Raw genomic sequence first — 19,017 nt, forward strand, 5'->3', positions numbered from 1 at the left:
AAACAATATAATCATTAAGCTGATCTTTCTCATTTCTCCTGCAATTGATGAATGCCAATACTGCTTTCCGCAAATGGCGGCAGCATCAGGAATTCTGTTTTTAATACGCTACCTGATCCTTTGACTAGAATCTGTTTCATATAAGCTTTGTGTTTTTGATCAGCAGGCAAGGGTGAGATATCATAATTTTTACCGCCTTCGCCGCTGATCGCCAGCCAATAAATCACGCCGGGGTCGTTGACCGTGTCGCGGAAAACAGCTTCCGCATACATTTTCTCTCGCTCCATAGTGGCATTGATCGCTTCCTTTTCTCGCGAGTGCCAGTTCACCCAGTCCTTAAAGATCGCCTGCTTATCCTGATGGATAGACATACGGTACAAGTGCGCCGTTACCGGGTAGATGAAACCACTAGAAGGGCTGCTGGCGTTCAATCGCTGGAAGGCCCAAAATCCGGCGGCACCAAACAACCAACCGGAAATAAAAATGATGATTCTAACTTTCATATCCTTTCTAAGTAAATTTTTTGTAGATCGGCGGCTGATATTCCACCCTTGTCCAAAGTATGCACCAGTTCTCCCCGGCGCATAATCCCTAACCTCGTGCCAATCGCAATGGCCTTGAATAGGTCATGGGTAGTTAACAGGACTGCACCACCAAGGGCATTGAAAGCCTTGACATGTGTACTAAAGTCTTCGACCGCGCGCGGGTCAAGCCCACTGGCCGGTTCATCCATGAACGCTGTTACGAAAGGCAATAATACCCATGTCGAAATACGAAAGCGCCTCGCAGCTATAGCCATATCTCTATGATCAGTAATAACTCTTAGCGGCGCATAACTTAATAAGATTGCAGATCCCATTTAATATAGCCAAAATAAAAACGCTGCTGCCCCACGACTTGATCTTATACGTTTCAGTTTAGTTAGCAAGTAACATCGAAAATAGGGCAGGGCATTACCGATGCCAGCACCTGCAAGTGCGATTATTCCTCCCCGTACACCATTTCTACTGTCTATAATTTGCTTGTAATTTACGTTTTTCCCGATATCACCTGACAGTATAATATTATGCGATGTTGGACTGACATAGTCAAGTGCAAGAGGATTTTGCCTAAAGCCTAAAATCCAAGTAAGAAACGGGTACGAATACTCATGTGACAGACAGGCTATCGCATTTGTAAAAAGCACTAAAAATATTTTTAGTGTTGCAAATTTTAAATTGCCTATAGTCAATTGTATTAGGGTCGGCTTATATGAAGTCATTTTTTTATAAAAAATATATTAAAAAGACAATCTAATTTATGCAACGTTGCTTTCAAGAAAATTTTTTTTAGCAAAAAAATAAATCACTCATAACTCCACTTATTTTTAGAGGAAACATTATCACAATGCCGACAAGGATACAAGCATATAATAGTATGAAAATAAGCAAAAATCCTGAAATGGATGATCAGCGCATCCGCTGGTAAATGTCGGCGCTGATTTTGCGCTATTGTCTCATTAAGCATATAATCCAGCAGGTGCCTTAATATTTAAAGACCTGCTCATTATGGGATAGCCTCTCTTTTGTGAGTACTTAAGTTTAACAGAAATCACTAAACCACTGCCTATTGAAGGCTATCAAGATCGGTTTGTTTCTGGTTTAGTAGAAGTAAATGAAGAATGGCAAGATTTGTTGGTTATTTACTTTACGCAGAATCTGATATGTTTTGTTTGTACAGTCGTTGAGGAATACAAGCTTTCGCTATCGGTCCAGAGCGCATTTCGAAGATGTTATTTTCTCTACGAATGATGATGAATTATTTTTTGAAATTATTCTCAAACTTGCATTAGGAGAGAATATTGAGGAAGAATATAGTAGGTAATTTGATGTCTTCAACTATTTTTTTTAAATAGTCTACTGAGAAATTAGAACTTGCAATTGAAGAGGTATCCATTCGAACAGTCTCCAAAATCTAAATTTAACCGGCAGATGACTATTTGAAATTCCTTCCGCCATCAAATATTTCCTGTGGAGAAGGCTGTCTGAGCTGTGAGCGTTTGTTCTCAGTAGGGTAAGGTGGCGATTTTTCATCGGCTCTGGATAAGGTTAAGATTGGCAGTTGGTCATCTTCCTTAGTGGTCAGCCCTTTGAGCAGTTTGGTGAAATCAAAGCATTTGGATACGATCACGTGTACCACTTCGCCTTCTTTTTGCACCTTTCCCTCTACCATCAAGAGGCGCGAATGTAGGATTTCTTTTCTGTATGTTTCAAAGAGCTTCTCGAAGACCACAAGGTTTGAAAACCCGGTCTCGTCCTCGATGGTGATAAAACAGACCCCGCCAGCTGTTCCAGGTCGCTGTCTGACGATCACCAGGCCGGCCACCTTGATCAGGCTTCCGTTGGAGATCTGTTTGATGTCCTGGGATGATTTGACATTAAAGAGTTTCAGTTTTTCTCGCACCAGACTCACTGGATGTGCTTTTAAAGAAAGCGAAGTAGAGGCGTAATCCTGGACAACATGTTCACCCTTGCTCATCAGCGGAAGCTGGATTTGCTGCTCTTTGTCCGATGCTGAGGGTTGGCCTTCAAACAGTGCCACAGGTCTGTCTTTTAGTGCAGATACTTCCCAAAGCGCTTCTCTGCGATCCAGGCCCATCGACCGGAAGGCGTCTGCATCGGCTAGCCTTTCCAGAGCGCCCAAAGAAACGCCTGCATCCAATAACGAATGGAGGTTGTGGTAGCCAGCACCCCGTCCTAAGACCAATGCTTCCACATCATCTTCCCTGATGCCTGATATTTGCCTAAAGCCCAGTCTTAGCGCACAATATTTGCCGGACTTTTCCTGTAAATGGTTATCCCACCTGGAAACATTGACATCAATTTCCCTTACTTCCACGCCATGGTTACGCGCATCAATGACCAGCTGCGCGGGCTGATAGAATCCCATCGGCATCGAGTTCAAGATCGCGCAGGCAAATACATCAGGATAGTAGCATTTGAGCCAGCAGGAAACATACACAAGCAAAGCAAAGCTTGCCGCGTGGCTTTCGGGAAATCCATAGCTACCAAATCCTTCGAGCTGCTTGAACACACGCCTGGCAAATTCCTCACTATAACCTTTCTTGGTCATGCCTTCAACGAGTTTCTGCTCGAATTTGGTCACCATGCCATGCATCTTAAAGGTAGCCATGGATCGGCGTAGCTCATCCGCTTCGGCTGGAGTAAAGCTGGCAGCGACAATGGCAATCTTCATGGCCTGTTCCTGAAAAAGCGGTACGCCAAGGGTTTTACCTAGTATTTCTTCCAGTTCTTTTGAAGGATATTCCACAGGCTCTTCGCCATTTCTCCTTCTTAAATAAGGATGCACCATATCGCCCAGGATCGGCCCCGGACGCACGATGGCCACCTCGATCACCAGGTCATAAAAACAAGACGGGCGAAGTCGTGGCAACATCTGCTGCTGGGCACGGCTTTCGATCTGGAAGACGCCAATGGTATCGGCATGGGAGATCATCTCATAGACTTTAGGATCATCTTCTTTATTAATCGAGGCTAAAGTCAGGTCCAGATCGTAATGCTTTTTGGCCAGGTCAAATCCCTTACGGATGCAGGTTAGCATGCCTAAGGCCAGTACGTCAATTTTCAGAAATCCCAGCGCATCGATATCGTCCTTGTTCCATTCGATATTCGTTCGGTCTTCCATGCGGGCATGAAAAATGGGGCAGAGGTCAGTGAGTTTGCCGCTGGTGATCACAAAACCTCCGGTATGCTGGCCTAATTGGCGCGGAAAGCCCATCATCTGACGGGTAAGCTCAAGCACTTTAACGAGCAGCGGGTCCCTTGGGTTGAGGCCCTGCTCGGAAACCCTGTTGCTCTCAAACCATTCATCTGTAAATTCCCAGATCGAGGCCGAAAGCCTGTCGATGGTATCCGCAGATAGCCCCATGGCTTTGGCCACATCCCTTAGCGCTCCCTTTTGGTGGAGCTGGGTAACGGTGGCGACAATTGCTGCCCTGTCCCTTCCATATTTATTGTAGATGTATTGGATGACTTCCTCGCGCCGTTCGTGCTCAAAATCCACATCAATATCAGGTGGTTCGTTCCTTGCCGAGGAAATAAAACGTTCAAAAAGCAGATCGAACTTGGTGGGATCGACTGAGGTGATGCCAAGGCAGTAACAGATGGTGGAGTTAGCGGCAGAACCCCTGCCTTGACAGAGGATCTTTTGTTCCCGGGCAAAACGAACGATATCATACACGGTCAGGAAGTAGCTGGCATAATTCATTTCCTTGACGAATTCCATTTCGTAGTTGATGTTGGTAACCACTTTTTCTGGCAGGGGAAGCCCGAACATTTCTTCTGCACCTTTCCAGGTCAGATATTCCAGTTCTTCCTGCGGCGCCCGCTCACCTGAGAGGATTTCCTCTGGGTAAACGTATTCCAAAGAATCAAGTGAAAACTGGCATCTTTCTGCAATTTCAAGGGTCCTTTCAATCGCATCAGGATACTGTCGGAAAAGCCGCTGCATTTCCTCAACGGGTTTGAGGTGCCTTTCTGCGTTCATCATCAATCGAAAGCCGGCGGTATGGATGCTGCATTTTTCCCTCACGCAGGTGAGGATGTCCTGTAGTTCCCTGCGATGGGGATGGTGGTAATAGACGTCGTTGGTCGCTACCATTGGTATACCCAGGTTTTTGGAAAGCTCATTGAGCCTGAACAATCTTTTCTGGTCCTGGCCGTGATAGTTTCTGTTGGCGGCCAGGTAAAGTGAGCCGCCCAAATTTTGTTTGTATTCTTTTAGTGCTGAGGGGAAGCTGAGCTCGAAATCAAAACCTTTGCTTAAAGCGTCCGGAGGTATGGCAATGAAAACGATGTCCTTTTGGCTGTTGTAAACATCATTTTTATAGAGGAAGCATTTTCCCTTTTCCGCACGGAAGTTGCCTTCGCTGAGCAGGGCCGATAAACGTCCATAGGCCTCCCGGTTGGTCGGATAGGCGAGCAGGGATGGCCCATCCAGCAGGTCCAGACGGCAGGCGGGGATAATTTCGATGTGATGTTTTTTTGCCGCGGAATGTGCACGAACGATCCCTGCCATCGTATTGATGTCGGTAATGGCAATCTTGGGATAGCCAAAGGCGGCTGCCTGTTCGATCAGTTCCTCGGGATGTGAAGCGCCTCTTAAAAAGCTGAAGTTGGAAGTGACCTGTAGTTCGCAGTAGCCCATTATCGTTTTCTCCTTTTCTTTTTTTATGCAAAAAATCCGTGCAGGAACCAGGCGGACCCTTCTTCGTTATAATGCCCCGAACGGAACACCCAGTAGCGTCTGCCCTTGTCATCCTCCAGAATATAATAGTCCCGATGCTCGCCCTGCTGCATCCACCATTCCTGCTCGATGCGCTCGGGTCCATCTGCCTTTGCAACCAGGTGCAGTTCTTCCTTATAGCGAAAGTTCATTGGCGGATAATCCGGAATGGGCGCGGTGACCTGTATGGCGGCTGGCTTATGCAGGATCTCCATGGGTCTTGGATTTGATTTTTGCCATTTGACTTCTGTCTTTTCTTCGAGTGATACCGCTGGGCGGAGTGAACGTTCCGGCCAGTAGTGCGCCTGTGGGATATATCTCCTGATCGCCTGCTGACCAACCTTTCCGGCAAGCCTGTCCAGCAGTTGAGCCAGGGCCTGGTCAGCAAGACCTCGTTTTCCGCTCCAGAGTTTTTCCTGGATGGCGTGCACGGGTTCGGTCTTGATAGCGGTCAGTATAAAAAGTTCAATGCCAAGAGCCGGTTCGATCTGGGCAATCTTCAGCTCGAAGAGTTTGGCCAAATGCGGTACCTGATGGGTAGGCTGGTTGGTTCCGATCATCGTTTCGGTGACCCGTCCATCTAAGCGGTAGCCTTTAAGTGCTGCCGACCTGATGCCAAGACCTTCTTTTGCAAGTCGATCGCATAACGATTGAAGCAGTTTTTCAATCGCAATCTCTATGGCGGGTTTGGTTCGGATAGCTTCAAGGCAATACAGTCTTTCTTCATATGGGGCTTTGATGATAATCGGGGTGATGGTTTCTTCTTCTGTGCCAAGGGCCTGGCCCAGACGGAGCATAAATTCTTGTCCGAACCTTCTGCGCAGCATGGCGGAAGGAAGCTGAATAAACTTTCCAATCTTGTCAAAACCAAGTTTGTGCAGACGCTGGATAATAGGCTGTTCAAGTCGCAAAGCCATGGGTGGCAAATTTAAAAGTGCGTTATATTGCTGAGCGGGCGCGATGATCGGTGATTTTTTGCCCAGCCTCGCTATTGCCCATGAGGTGCCGATGGTATCTGAAATCGAACCGCTACAGTGATAGCCTGATGCTGTTAATTTACCTATTATGGTTTGAAGGTAGCTTTCTTCACCACCAAGCAGGTGCGAGCAGCCACTGGAGTCAATAATAATGCCATCAGGAAGATCAATGGCTACCGTTGGGGAATACCGGACTGCCCATTTAGCAATGCGAACAAGTAATTTTTTATTGAAATCAAGCTCGTCATCAAAGGCAAGGATATCAGGTATGATGGCCTTGGCATCGGCTAGTACCGTGCCTGCAGCTATGCCTTGTTTTTCAGCTTCCCTGGAGGCGGCAGTGACCATGATCCGGTTTTTTTGAGACATGGTGAATACATAAACTTTGCCTTTAAGTTCTGGTTTTTTGATGGCCAGGTAATCACAAAGTAGATTGGTAAAGTAAATGCTTAAAAACCTGCTCATGCGGTCAGCCCCCTTTCTGGTAGCGAAATGGTTTCTGGCTGAGCTCTATATTCTGGGTTTTTGAAAGGAGCAAACCTGTCTTCTGCCCATTCGATGTAGAATTTGCCGCCTTCTCCGTTTTTTACCTTCAATAGGTTCACCTCCCATCTGGGGTTGCCTACGCCCGGGATTCCATTAATCAGTGCTGTTGGCTGGGGCCTGATCTGCCAGCGTGCGGTGCATGCTGTTGCAGATAAGCTGTGCTTTGGCTCTTTTCGAAGTAACAGTCCGGTAACATGGCTTTTCTCTGTTGCCAGTTGCAAGCGCCTGCTTTGGGCAAAATCAATATCGGAAATTTCAGCGATTACGCAGGCTAAGCCTTCGCATTTCAGGGCTTCTTCCGTGACCCAAAGGATTTCCTTAGTGTAGTACAGGTCGATAAAGATGATCTGCTGGGGATCGGTGCCGAAAGCTTCTAGGGAGGGTGGAAACAATTTTCGGTTGCGGCTGATCCACAGGCAGGAGCTTCCGTTTTCCATGAGCTTGGCCAGTAGCCCCGCAATAAAGCCTTCGCTTGCCGCTGCATCCTCTGCATTTTCGGCCAGAAACTCGTGGATGGTACCGATTGGGAAAACATTGTTGGGGAAGCAGGCTTCGATTTTGCCCAGTCCAAAACCATCGCCTTGGGCGTGAGTAGCTGGTTTAAATCCCTGCGCTGCTGAGATCTGCGCTCTGAGCTTGGTTAATATTTCCTGTTTTTCCGCTGTCATCATCACCTTTCTTGCAAGCCCTGCTTACGTAAGACTTTAGTAATAACAAAGCTATTACTAAAATTGTTAGTTTTTACTAACAATTTTAGTAAAGTTATCTACATTTGATCTTGAACACTGCTTAGTAAATATTAAAGTTTTATCACTTCCCAAGATGGGAGCTAGAACACCTTATCATTTAATTGAAGATGAATCTGGATTGTTTTTTTAAGTAATCTCCCTAAGGATTGGGTTTATAATGATTAACATGATGATTATGGTATAGAGGGTGAGGTAAAGATATTTTCCAATAATGGTAATCCTACTGGGCTTATGTTTTTGGTGCGGTTAAAAGGTATCTCCTTGATCAAAGATTGTTAGTGAATATCCTGTTGAGTGCTTATCCTTCCACAAGATATACATGAATCCATGCATGGAAGAGCTGGCTTCGTGAACCATGCAGTTTTATCAAGTTTTTAGACTTAGCTATCAAAAAACATTATTTATTAATACTGGCTTTTAGGTTGTGGGATTTTTGTTTCGCTGGCGTTTATTTTTCGATGGTTTAGCGCTCGGTTGGGATTTATTTATTTTCTTTTTTTCTATTGGCTTTTGTGCAGGTGTTATTTTCTTTTTAGCGTTTTTCAGCCGGTATTCCAGCAGGTATAACCTGGTTTGCCATCTTTCCAAAATATGGTGATCCCTTTTGGGCATTCCGTTGGGTTCAAGCTGGCCAAGCATGGTAGCCAGTTCTCTGGTATGGTCAGCTTTATCTTTGTTCGCATTAATCCATTCCTGCATATGCGTATCAACCACTTTTTGATAGGCTACTATGGCCTTTTTAATGAGTTGTGCTTCCTGTTGTTTTGTTTTTAATCTGCGAAAAAGGATCATTTGCCTGTTCCAGGCTGCTGTGTTTGTGGGATCAGTGGAAACAGCTTGCTCATAGCGCTTCAGTGCAGCAGAATGATCACCTGATTTTTCAAGCGCTAATGCTGTTTCAAATTGCGTTTTTGACTTTATGCTTTTGGTTTTAACCACTTGTATAAGCAGAACAGTTTGAAAAGGCCATTGTTTCGATGGCCATTAAATTCGGTTTTCCCTTGCTGCTGATGAACTTTTCAGCGATTGGACGTTGGGACCGATCGCCCTGCCTGGTTACTTATCTCTAAAAAAATGTCTGGTTCTGACAATGAATATACATGATCAATTTTTGTCTTGATTTGAGTTCCATAAACATTTTTAGCTCATATCCGGTTCACTGAAGGCCCGATTCAGCCCAGTTCAGTCCAAAAGTTTTCTGCCCACTGATTCCTTGATACGTTTGCCTCTATGAAACCGTGTAGCTGGTTATGCGGCTAGGTTGATTTGATCACCGGAGATATTCTTTAGCCTAATGGCGATGTATACTTCCGGTGGAAAGATCTTTGACATTGGGGAATGAAACATTATTCTGTGAGCAACGGAAAATCCTGTGAAGTTGAGATGATTTCAATACACGAAAGCGCAGGGGCAGGTGAGGACCCGGTCTGTATAGACTGACGTGAGTAATTCCGTATTAACTTTATTTAAACGCATGGTTTGTTTGTGTTTGGTTAAGGTGGGAGGGGCCGTAAGGCCCCTTTTTTTTGCCTTATTTTTTTGTTTTTGCTTAAGTGCGCTGTGTGGCACGGTTAGTATAGATGAGGGTGATGTAATATAGAAGGGGTGTGTTTGTTTTTTTATTGGCAAGATGTCTTTTTGTCGGACAAAAAGAATCTTGCCTTTATCCTTTCGCGGGATCCGCTCTGTATAAAGGGAGCAGGAAACTCGCAACTCGTTTCCTTTTGGAAGTTTTATATAGGTTTTATTAGTGGGTTTAGGATGTTCGCAGATGAGATATAAAGGGAGACCGCCGCTAGTTTCCGGAAAACGCGTCAAAAAAATTGATGTCCGTTTTACCCACGAAGAGTTTGAATTGATTCTACAGATGGAACAATCCTCTGGCATGAAAAAAGCAGATCTGATCCGCAGGAAATTGCTTCGAGAGGGGGAAAGGTTGCTCGTGGACTCCAAAGCAGTAATGAATAGTATAGATGGTATAGGTCTGGAGCTTTCCAAGGCTGGGAACAATGTCAATCAGCTGGCCAGGTATGCCAATATCTTAAATAAGGATGGACTGCTTTCAGCTGTCGTAGTGGACAGGTTCCTGCTTGAACTTCGAAAATACAATAAAATCAAGATGGAACTTGAGCGATTGATGAGAAAGCTCATCAGGTTGCTCAGTAGTTAGTTCAGTGGATGACCGAGTAGCTTGTTATTTCAATGCATTGTTACTTGGTGAGCCAGCTATATGAATATCGGGTTCGCTGGTTCTTTTGCTTTTTGGCTATTCAGTAAGCGGATTAGCATGTTAGCTTGCTTATTATCGAGCAAGGTAATTAGCTCATTTGTTCTTTTTATAGTCTGCGCTAATGCTCTTTTGAACTTTAGGTTTCTGTGTACTTTCCGTGCCTGATCCATACCCATCAAGTTCATTTGCTATTTCTATAACGAGGTATCCGGTTAGCTTGCTATGATTTGCTGCTGATACCCAAATCGCTAGCGATATGATCATCAAGATACTCAGTTCATTGGTTAGCTTCTCTGCGGTGAGGTACAATACCGATAAGATTGACCGGGGTATGGGGGAACTAATGGTAGCCAGGAATTTTGGTGCATTGGATCATCTCTCTGGTATCCGTCCGCAGGATTATATCAATTACTTTAAGCTTTTGGCCGCTGGAAACAGCAGGATATCCAAGCCTCAGTTTCATGCGGTGATTTCTGCTGATGGGAAATCTGCCTCTGCTTGGGAGCTTTCGGTTTTAGCTGAACGGTGGCTGGAAAAGATGGGATATGGAAAGAATCCTTACCTGATTGTTTTTCATGCGGACACCGATCACCACCATGTACATCTGGTTTCTTGCCGGGTAGACCGGGATGGCAAAAAGATTTCATCTGGCTTTGAACGGATCAGGGCGGTAGCGGCGCTGAATGCCTTGCAGGGAATTGATGCAGAGATGGTGTGTAAAAAGGATATTGATTCGGCGCTGGCTTACCATTTTTCTACCACTGCTCAGTTCAAATTGCTGTTGGAAAATAAAGGATATGGTCTTCAGGCGGTTGATGGAAAGCTGGAGCTTTTTCGCTATGGACAAGTGCTGGGTAGGGTCGATATGAATTTGATTAATGCCCGGCTTTCGGCGTTGGATAAAAAGCGGGCTGCTGAGCTCAGACAAATATTTTTTAAATATCTTCCTGCTTATTCCCCCCGGCTGGTTCCAGTTCCCATTTCTGATTACCGTTCGCTTTCTCCGGTCCGGTATAGTTCGGAGTTTTCGGCCTTTGCATTAAAAAAGCTTGGATTTGAAATTGTTTTTCATAGCGCTGAAGGGAAACTGCCTTATGGCTATACGATAATTGATCACCATAGTCAGCATGTTTTTAAAGGTTCTGAAGTGATGCCTTTAAAGGAGATGCTTTCCATTGAGGTTTCATCTCAGTCTTGCGAAGTTAAGGTTTTGGATCGGCTAGATGTTTTGCATCTTTTAAAGCAAACCGTTGAGGAACCGGATCCTGGCAATGTTTCGGAATTTAGGGAGGAAATACGGGCTGCTGAATACGGGGCGAATGAGATCACGCCACTGGAACTGAAGGATGATATCGATGATGAGGCTATTCTTGGCCGCAAACGGGCCAGAAAGGGAATGGCGAGGACCAATACCAGATAAATTAATTTTTTTATAGATATGCTTATAATAATAGGAAACCAGAAAGGCGGTGCGGGGAAGAGTACGCTCACGCTGCTATTGGCCAACTTTTTAACGATGGTCAAAAAAAGGAAGGTGACGGTGATTGATATGGATTATCAGCAATCGCTGGCTCAGAAATATGAAAAGGGAAAAGTGCTGGAAAATGATGCGCCTTATGAGGTGATTGCGGCAGGTCTGGAACATTTTCCTTCGATGTATACGGTGCTTAGTGCAAAGCCTGAACACATCGTAATTATCGATCTGCCCGGAAAACTGGATGATGACGGGCTTTTGCCGGTATTCTCTTCGGCTGAATTGACCCTTTGCCCTTTTTCTTATGATGAACTGAGTTTTGATTCTACAATCCTTTTTTCAGTAGTCTTTCGAAAGATCAATCCTAATGCGCCTTTGGTCTTTGTGCCCAACAGGATCAAGGGAAATGTGAAATATGAAACCCAGAGGGAGGTAGAATTGCAGCTTTCTAAATTCGGTGAAATATCAGCCGCGATTGCCGACCGGATTGATTTCCAGCGGACCAATACTTTTCAGACGCCGATGATGATCTTTCCGCTGATTTTACCGGTCTTTGAAAAGGTCTATGCGCGATATCTGGAGTTCAAGTCTTCTTAAGTTTTTTGGTTTAATTTTTAAATGGTTCAATATGAAAACACAAATGAAGTCTCTGGCGGATGAGCTCAGAAAAAGTATCGGCACGGGGGAGGTAATTCCCTCCAATAAAGATCCGGTTATAGTTGCTAAAGAGAAAAAGCCTGATGATGCTAAGAATGAAGCGGCGGCTGCTAAGGGTAGGAAAGCATTGGATATCATTTCCCGGATACGGGATTTTGACTGTAGTGATCAGAGGCATTTGCTTCATCCCAGGGTAGATGCCCGCACGGTTGCTTTGCTTGGCCGGCTAAAGCTGGCTTCGGGCCTGGAGATGAACCGGGTGATCGCCTTTTCGATTGTATATCTTTTTGAAAGGCATCCCGAGATTAAAAGTTTTATTAAGGAATCACTTGAAAATTTTGAATGATGAGTTGGATCAGTTTTTTTTCGTGGGTGCTGGGCATCTACTTTTTTTATTATTCCGCCAATATCGGCTTCGATTTACTGAAAAATGGGCAGCCAGCTAATGTTGCCGATAATAGCTTGGTATCAGTCAGGGTGGATGTGGAGGATGAGGTCTTGCTTCCCCTCCAGGTGCGTGACGGGGAGGAGATTGATTATTTTATTGATGAGGAAAATACGCCTGTACCGGAATCGCCGATTTATGCTTCTGCAGGGGTGAACTTAAAGCAGCTCTTTGAGTTGGCCAGGTCAGAAACTATTGAGTTTACGGGAAAGGTTACATATTAGCAATTTATTGGGAGGTGGCTATGGGAAGTATTTGGAGTTTTTTTCTTGGAATACCATTGCAAGTATTGCTGATCTTACAGGCCGGTGCAGGTAATGGAATGGCTGAGCTGCAGCAGGCAGAAAGCTTCCTGCATGGATCGTTTTTTTCTTTCCGCAACCTCTCCTTCGTGCTTGCGGGTTTGATCGCGATAGCCGGTGCCGTCAGCGTTTACCATAAATGGCAAATGGGAAGGGACGTGAGTATGGATGTGCCGGCCTGGTTTTTCTCTTCACTTTTTGTATTGGTGTTGGGGCTGATGGTTGCCGGCTTTTTTGGACTTTAAGATTAGCGGGTTGGTTTTTTTTGGTTGATTTGGATAATGGTTTAAATGTATAGTGCCGCTGATGCGGCTTTTTTTATGCCCTGGTTTTTCTACTCGGGTTGGATTTAACTTAAATTTTTTGGTAATGAAAAGGAATTTCTCTTACGGGCTTATGGGCCTGTTTCTATTTATGTTTGGTTATGCTTCTGCGCAAAGCGGGGTAACGGGCTTGAACACGGCAACCTCCACACTAAAGACCTATGTGGATCCGGCAACGAATATCGCGCTGGTGATTGGGGGGATCGTCGGGATAGTTGGTGGGATCAGGGTATATTCGAAGTGGAACAGCGGAGATCAGGATATCAATAAGGAGCTGATGGGCTGGGGCGGATCCTGCCTCTTTTTGGTATTGAGTTCTTTGATCGTGAAGGCTTTTTTTGGTTTGTAGGATGGCCAGGTCATTTCCGGTATATAAGGGGCTGCAAAAGCCGATGGTCTATAAGGGCTTTAAAGGCAAGTTCATTTATTGGGGCCTGGGCCTGCTGCTCGGTGCGCTGGTGATTGGCGCTTTGATGATGGCCCTGATCAATATGTATCTTGGAGCGGTGGTAATGGCCGGGATCATCATTGCGGGCTTTTTCTATATCGGTGCCCGGCAAAAAAAGGGGCTTCATGATAAGGCCTTTTCAAAGGGCGTTTTTTATCCGGTTAATCAACTTTCTAAAATAAACAGGTATGCAAAAGCAAAATGAATTCAGGCTGCCTTATCTGGGCATTGATTTATCTGCGGACATGGACTTGCTTTACGGGATGAACGGTGAGTTTTCGGTATTGATCCGCATGGTGAATCCGGTGTTGAGATACAGTGGGGATGCTTCGGGTTATGATGGCTTTCATTCGCTGTTTCTGGGGATTTTGAAGATGTTGGGTGAAGGTTATGTATTGCAAAAACAGGACGTGTTTTTCAGGGCGGCTTATGAGCATAAGCAGGCAGAAGCCGGGTATCTGAGTGAGGCTTACTTTACGCATTTCTCAGGCCGGGAATATGTTGGCCTGGAAACGGTTCTGGTATTGACCCGGCAGGTGCCACGCGGCAGGTTTTATGTGCATGATCCGGCGATGCTGCGGGATTTTAAGGTGATGGTATTAAAGGTAATGGGGATATTGGAACAAGCGGGCTGTTTACCAATACTGCTTAGGGAAAAAGAAATCAACCGCTATATAATGCGGATAATTTCGCTGAATTTTTCTGATGGAAATGTGGTGCTGGATAACTTTAAGCCCGGCGAAAGTGAGGTTGGAATGGGGAAGCGGTCTTTTCGGTCAGTTTCGCTGATTGATATCGATCAGATCAATTTGCCTGCTTCGCTTGCTACTTCCGGATATCTATCAGGGTCTGATGCATTAGCAGGCTTTCCGGCAGATTTCCTGCCTTTTTTGTTCAAGGTACCGGATTTTTCGGTGATGGTATTTAACCAGGTGATCGAGGTGCCGGCGCAGTCTTCACTCTTGCGGGGGCTGGAACTCAAGCAAAAACGCCATTCGGGTATTCCCGATGCAGCGAACCTGATCTGCGTTGAGGATATTTCTTCGCTACTGAATGATGTAGCCAGGGATAACCGTCTGCTGGTGCATGCCCATTTTAATGTATTGGTTTGTGCGGATAATGCAAAGCTTTCCAGGGCCTGCAATTTTCTGGAATCTGCACTTTTTCAGATCGGGATCATTCCTTCGGCAAATGCCTATAACCAGATGGAACTTTTCAGAACGGTGCTGCCGGGCAATTCAGTAGAGCTTAAAAAGTATGATTGGTTTATGACTACGGCCGAAGCCGCGCTATGTCTTTTTTTTAAGGAATCGTTGCAGAGGGATGAGGATTCTTCGTTTTTGGTTCGCTTCACGGATCGTCAAGGTATCCCGTTGGCCATGGATCCGATGGATTTGCCGATGAAAACAGGTAGAATCAATAACCGCAATAAGTTTGTGCTGGGACCATCAGGCTCTGGAAAGTCATTTTTCATGAATGCGCTCATTGAGCAGTATTTACGCTATGATATGGATGTAGTGATCGTGGATACCGGGCACAGTTATTCCGGGCTTTGCGCTTATTTCGGAGGAAAGTATTTGACTTATTCGGAGCACGCGCCGATCACGATGAATCCCTTTTCGATTTCAAAGGAAGAGTACAATATCGAAAAAAAGGATTTCCTGGTGACTTTGGTTTGCCTGATCTGGAAGGGAACTGATGGCGTAGCCACCCAGGTGGAAAAAGATGTGATCTCAGCAGTGATTAATGGATATTATTTGTATGTTTTTGAGGGGCTTAAAGTGAATGAGTTTAAGCTAGGCTTTGATTCGTTTTATGAGTTTGCTTTGCGTAGGATCCCGGAGATTAAGGAACAGGAAAAAATCACCTTTGACATCGATGAGTTCCGCTATGTTCTGAAAAAGTTCTATAAAGGGGGCGAATTTGCGCAAATCCTCAACGAGGATGCTGATGCTTCCCTTTTGACCGAGCGAATGATTGTCTTTGAGATTGATTCGATCAAAAACCACAAGGTGCTTTTTCCGATCGTCACGCTGATCATTATGGATGTTTTTATCCAGAAAATGCGGTTTCGCAATGCCTTTAGGAAATCGCTCATCCTGGAAGAGGCCTGGAAAAGTTTAGCCTCTCCACTCATGGCAGATAATATCCTGTTCCTTTTTAAAACCGTAAGGAAATTCTGGGGAGAAGTGATCGTAGTGACGCAGGAACTTGGGGATATTATTGGAAACGCGATTGTTAAGGATAGCATTATTTCCAATTCTGATACGGTCTGTCTGCTGGACCAGCGAAAGTTCCGGGATAACTATGCGGATATCGCGGCATTGCTTTCCATCAGTGAGGTCGAGCGAAGAAAGATTTTCTCCATCAATCAGCTGGATAACCAGGCAGGTCGAGGTCCTTTCAAGGAAGTTTACATCAGGAGGGGATCAGTCGGAGAGGTTTATGGGATTGAGGTGTCGCTTGCCCAGTATTTATGTTATACCACCGAAAAGCCAGAGAAAAGGGCGGTGGAATATTACCGATTAAGGTTTGGGTCTTACCAGGAGGCGATTGAAGGATTTATCGCTGACTTTCTTTCTTCGGGAAAGGACCTGGGCAGCTTTGTCACCCTGGTAAATAGTAGTGCAGGTTTCTCTGTTTAGCAGAAGGTTTTGGTGATTTAATTTTATGGATATGAAAAGGTTTTTATTATGGGGTATTGTGCCCCTGAGCTTGATGGTGATGCTGTCAGGCTTTTTTATTTTCCGAGCGGCTGCGCAGGCACTTTATATAGACCCTGTGACTTCCGGTGCAATCGCTGTGCATGCTTCAGTGATCAATCATCAGCTGGATAAAAATAATGAACGTTTATCACTGATTGCTAAGGGGCAGCTTGCCATTACCGGGCAGCTGGTAATTGTTAATGATTTGCAGGACAGGATCTACCGGGGGTTATCTGAAGTAAGTTCGGTAATGAATAACCTTTTTTCGGTTAAAGAGATTGCCGACATCGGGATTGATATTGCCGGTGATGTAGAGAAGTCGGTTAGTCTGGCTAAGGCAAATCCTTTGCTGTTGCTTTTTGCGGAGGAAGGGGCCAGGGAGTTTAAGCTCCGGGCAGTAAAGCTTTCTGCTGAGGTTGGGGAATTTGTGCTGAAAGGGGGCAGGGATAATCTGCTGGATGCAGGGGAACGCTCCAGGTTGCTAAACCATGTTGCCAATGAAATGCGGATACTCCGTGGAATCGCTTACGGGATGCAGCGTGCGATGTACTGGGCAAAAATGAAGGGGGTTTTTGCTTCGCTTAATCCATGGGGCAGTTGGATCAATATGGATGTAAGAATTGCAAACAGTGTATTGACGGAGGCTAAATACTTAAAGAGATGATTGATATGGAAAAGGTTTTTAATCTGATTGTTTACCTGTTATTTGGTTTGGTTGGTCTTTATGGCGGTGCTGGGTTTGCCCAGCGAAAGGCACTTAATATTGCGGGGATTCACCAACTGGTTTCGGATTCCAAATCAGAGCATGAACGACAGAAAACGGCGCGGAATCGCCAGTCCCAGAATACAGCGAATGAGCAGGCGAACAAAACACTGCTTTTTAAGCTTAAGGATTCTTACCGTTTATTGCAAAGCAGGTTTTCATTTCTGGGGAAGGCGGTTTCTGCTGCTGAAGTGGGATTGAATGCATCGCCGCTGGTTTCCCGCATCATTGCCGATCAGTCCAGATTGTATGATGCTGCCGCTCGTGATCCGTTGCTCTTGCCTTTGGTTTACCAAACCGAAGTGGAGTTTGTACTCCGGGCAAAGGATTTATCTGGATACCTGCTTGGGCTGGTTTTAAGTTATGGGTCATTAAACCAGATGAAAATTTCGGACAGAAAAATCTTATTTGATCATGTAATCACCGAGCTGCAACAGATCGCGGCTTTGTCTTCGGGACTGGTCCGGATGCTGGATCAAGCTGCGCTTTCATCGATTTTGATGGCTATCAATCCCTTTTCAGATTATATCAGTATGGATAAAAGCGTGGTGGAGGATATTTTGAGCAATGCTAAAGCAATGGGGTTATGAGGGTTGGTATGAGGATTTTTATGGTTCGGATTTGGTCATGTCTCAGGGCCTTGATTGGAATAATCTGTGTGATTCCACTTTCAGTTTTTTCCCAGCGCATCGTCTATGATGCAGGACATCACGCCATCATCACCGAAAATGCATTTGTCAGGACTTCGGCAGCGCTCGGTCACCAGCGTTATCTGGAAAAGATTGAAAGTAGCCTGAATGACATTAACCTGAATGCTGCAACGGTGGTCACCGCACAGGAATTGATTTATTCTGGTCTTTCCAATGTCAATGGTGCACTTCGAAATGGTTTGATGCTGCAAAGTATGTACAGCACTTGTGATCAGATTGTGATTTATTCAACTGCCGTGGTGGAAATTGGGAGAAAGGAGCCTTATTTGCTTGTTTTTGCTGAAAATATGGCAAGGGAAGTGGCGTGGCGTTCGGGCAGGCTGATCACCGAGGTAAGCGGTTTTGTATTAAAGCAGGGGGAAAATGTGCTGATGGATTATAATGGGAGAGATGAGCTGATGAAAAGGATTAGTGATGAACTGCATATTATTTCCGGACTCTGTTATGGGGCCTGGCGGGCAATGTACTCGGCGAGACAACGCGGGATCATTAGGGCGCTGAATCCATTTGCCAGTTTTATTAATTCGGATAAACGGATGGTGGAGGATATTTTAATAAAAGCTAAATATTTAAAGAGATGAAAAATTATAGTGTTAACGGATTTTATAGGGGATTAAGCAGGCATTTGCTGCTGACGGGGATTGGTCTTTTAGTTTGGTTTTCGTTTGCGATGGGCCAAACCAGCATCAGGGATGAAAGCATGGTCAACCAGCAGGAACGCATGGTCTTTAAATCCTGGGACAGGAGCAAGTTTACCCCAACACGAGGTTTTCTGGGGCTCAATCCCTTTTACTGGCTAACCTGGGGATTGCATCCGAATTATCCTAAGACAGATCTGCGGCCGCTTTCAGCCACAGGTCATGAAACGATTCGTATGGGGATGGAAGCAGGGATGCAGTGGGCGGATAAGAATATGGAGTTGGGTAGCGATACCATTCGCAATGTTGCCTTGGATCAGATCAGCGCAAATGCAGGTTTATTTTCTGCTGCGGATCCGCTGTGGCTGTTTTATTATTCCTCGCAGTTCAGGCCGGTCACCGATCCCGGTCGGGTGGACATTCTATCCGGACTTTCGCCTTCCGTAAAGGCTAAACTGATCAGCGAGGGAAGTTATGGCTGGTACAAAGATCAGGTGGCCATGCTTGCTGAGCGGCTGGAAGGAAGCAGAAGAACCAATCAGGACCGGGGATCGAGAATATTATCTTATCAGCGGCTGCTATTGGAGTTTCGAAAAATCCAGGGGATTTGGACTTCTAAACGGGCAACTGCTGAAAAAATGATCCGCTTGTCTGCTGTTAAATCAAAGGTGGGTGCTGGTCAGAATGCTGGTGTTTCGACTTCCATGTCGGATGAGGAAGTCGCCAGGAAAGTACTTTCAGATCGGAAATATTAATGCTTAATCTTT

The 19,017-nt window shown here is 45.3% G+C and carries 19 protein-coding genes; 13 read left to right on the forward strand and 6 right to left on the reverse strand.

Translation table 11 applies throughout. The features are described from left to right. Positions 1-29 precede the first annotated feature (29 nt). From OQX64_RS02855 to OQX64_RS02880, 6 genes are all read right to left on the reverse strand, one after another. The gene (locus OQX64_RS02855; protein ID WP_265817544.1) at positions 30-503 is read right to left on the reverse strand and encodes a DUF6176 family protein; all 474 of its coding nucleotides are present in this window, start codon (positions 501-503) and stop codon (positions 30-32) included. Then, a complete protein-coding gene (locus OQX64_RS02860) occupies positions 500-859 on the reverse strand; it encodes a hypothetical protein (protein WP_265817545.1) in 360 nt (119 codons plus the stop codon). The genes OQX64_RS02855 and OQX64_RS02860 overlap by 4 nt, the downstream gene beginning before the upstream one ends. Before the next feature lie 1,115 nt (positions 860-1,974). Beyond that, on the reverse strand, positions 1,975-5,205 hold the full coding sequence (locus tag OQX64_RS02865; RefSeq protein ID WP_265817547.1) for an error-prone DNA polymerase: 3,231 nt from the start codon (positions 5,203-5,205) through the stop codon (positions 1,975-1,977). 23 nt (positions 5,206-5,228) lie between these two features. Beyond that, on the reverse strand, positions 5,229-6,725 hold the full coding sequence (locus tag OQX64_RS02870) for a Y-family DNA polymerase (RefSeq protein ID WP_265817549.1): 1,497 nt from the start codon (positions 6,723-6,725) through the stop codon (positions 5,229-5,231). Continuing rightward, positions 6,722-7,477 carry an ImuA family protein gene (locus OQX64_RS02875; protein ID WP_265817551.1) on the reverse strand — a complete coding sequence of 252 codons (756 nt, stop codon included), beginning with the start codon at positions 7,475-7,477 and terminating at the stop codon, positions 6,722-6,724. The genes OQX64_RS02870 and OQX64_RS02875 overlap by 4 nt, the downstream gene beginning before the upstream one ends. A gap of 495 nt (positions 7,478-7,972) precedes the next feature. Beyond that, complete coding sequence (locus OQX64_RS02880) at positions 7,973-8,494, reverse strand: tetratricopeptide repeat protein (protein WP_265817552.1); 522 nt, start codon at positions 8,492-8,494, stop codon at positions 7,973-7,975. Positions 8,495-9,326: 832 nt separating this feature from the next. On the opposite strand from OQX64_RS02880, the gene OQX64_RS02885 reads away from it, so the two are divergent. From OQX64_RS02885 to OQX64_RS02945, 13 genes are all read left to right on the forward strand, one after another. Beyond that, entirely contained in the window at positions 9,327-9,725 is a 399-nt protein-coding gene (locus OQX64_RS02885) for a plasmid mobilization protein (protein WP_265817554.1), read from the forward strand. A gap of 316 nt (positions 9,726-10,041) precedes the next feature. Next, positions 10,042-11,205 (forward strand): relaxase/mobilization nuclease domain-containing protein, encoded by a 1,164-nt coding sequence (locus tag OQX64_RS02890; protein WP_265817555.1) that lies wholly within the window; start codon positions 10,042-10,044, stop codon positions 11,203-11,205. A gap of 18 nt (positions 11,206-11,223) precedes the next feature. Further along, positions 11,224-11,856: a ParA family protein gene (locus OQX64_RS02895; RefSeq protein WP_265817556.1), complete on the forward strand. Its 633-nt coding sequence runs from the start codon at positions 11,224-11,226 to the stop codon at positions 11,854-11,856. Positions 11,857-11,887: 31 nt separating this feature from the next. Continuing rightward, positions 11,888-12,262, forward strand: coding sequence for a hypothetical protein (locus OQX64_RS02900; RefSeq protein WP_265817557.1), 375 nt, complete (start codon positions 11,888-11,890; stop codon positions 12,260-12,262). After that, positions 12,259-12,585, forward strand: coding sequence for a hypothetical protein (locus OQX64_RS02905; RefSeq protein ID WP_265817558.1), 327 nt, complete (start codon positions 12,259-12,261; stop codon positions 12,583-12,585). Before OQX64_RS02900 ends, OQX64_RS02905 begins: the two co-directional genes overlap by 4 nt. A gap of 20 nt (positions 12,586-12,605) precedes the next feature. After that, the gene (locus tag OQX64_RS02910; RefSeq protein ID WP_265817559.1) at positions 12,606-12,908 is read left to right on the forward strand and encodes a DUF4134 family protein; all 303 of its coding nucleotides are present in this window, start codon (positions 12,606-12,608) and stop codon (positions 12,906-12,908) included. Positions 12,909-13,032: 124 nt separating this feature from the next. Then, positions 13,033-13,335 (forward strand): DUF4134 domain-containing protein, encoded by a 303-nt coding sequence (locus OQX64_RS02915; protein WP_265817560.1) that lies wholly within the window; start codon positions 13,033-13,035, stop codon positions 13,333-13,335. A 1-nt stretch (position 13,336) separates the two neighbouring features. After that, positions 13,337-13,639 carry a plasmid transfer protein gene (locus OQX64_RS02920; RefSeq protein ID WP_265817561.1) on the forward strand — a complete coding sequence of 101 codons (303 nt, stop codon included), beginning with the start codon at positions 13,337-13,339 and terminating at the stop codon, positions 13,637-13,639. Continuing rightward, positions 13,623-16,079, forward strand: a complete 2,457-nt coding sequence (locus tag OQX64_RS02925; RefSeq protein ID WP_265817562.1) for a TraG family conjugative transposon ATPase — start codon at positions 13,623-13,625, stop codon at positions 16,077-16,079. The genes OQX64_RS02920 and OQX64_RS02925 overlap by 17 nt, the downstream gene beginning before the upstream one ends. Positions 16,080-16,110: 31 nt before the next feature. Beyond that, the gene (locus OQX64_RS02930) at positions 16,111-16,803 is read left to right on the forward strand and encodes a hypothetical protein (protein WP_265817563.1); all 693 of its coding nucleotides are present in this window, start codon (positions 16,111-16,113) and stop codon (positions 16,801-16,803) included. Positions 16,804-16,808: 5 nt separating this feature from the next. Beyond that, positions 16,809-17,492: a hypothetical protein gene (locus tag OQX64_RS02935; RefSeq protein ID WP_265817564.1), complete on the forward strand. Its 684-nt coding sequence runs from the start codon at positions 16,809-16,811 to the stop codon at positions 17,490-17,492. Between the two features lie 68 nt (positions 17,493-17,560). Then, a complete protein-coding gene (locus tag OQX64_RS02940; protein ID WP_265817565.1) occupies positions 17,561-18,193 on the forward strand; it encodes a hypothetical protein in 633 nt (210 codons plus the stop codon). Continuing rightward, positions 18,190-19,005 (forward strand): hypothetical protein, encoded by an 816-nt coding sequence (locus tag OQX64_RS02945; RefSeq protein WP_265817566.1) that lies wholly within the window; start codon positions 18,190-18,192, stop codon positions 19,003-19,005. The genes OQX64_RS02940 and OQX64_RS02945 overlap by 4 nt, the downstream gene beginning before the upstream one ends. Positions 19,006-19,017: the final 12 nt, after the last annotated feature.

Source organism: Pedobacter sp. GR22-10 (assembly GCF_026239715.1).
Lineage (GTDB): Bacteria > Bacteroidota > Bacteroidia > Sphingobacteriales > Sphingobacteriaceae > Pedobacter.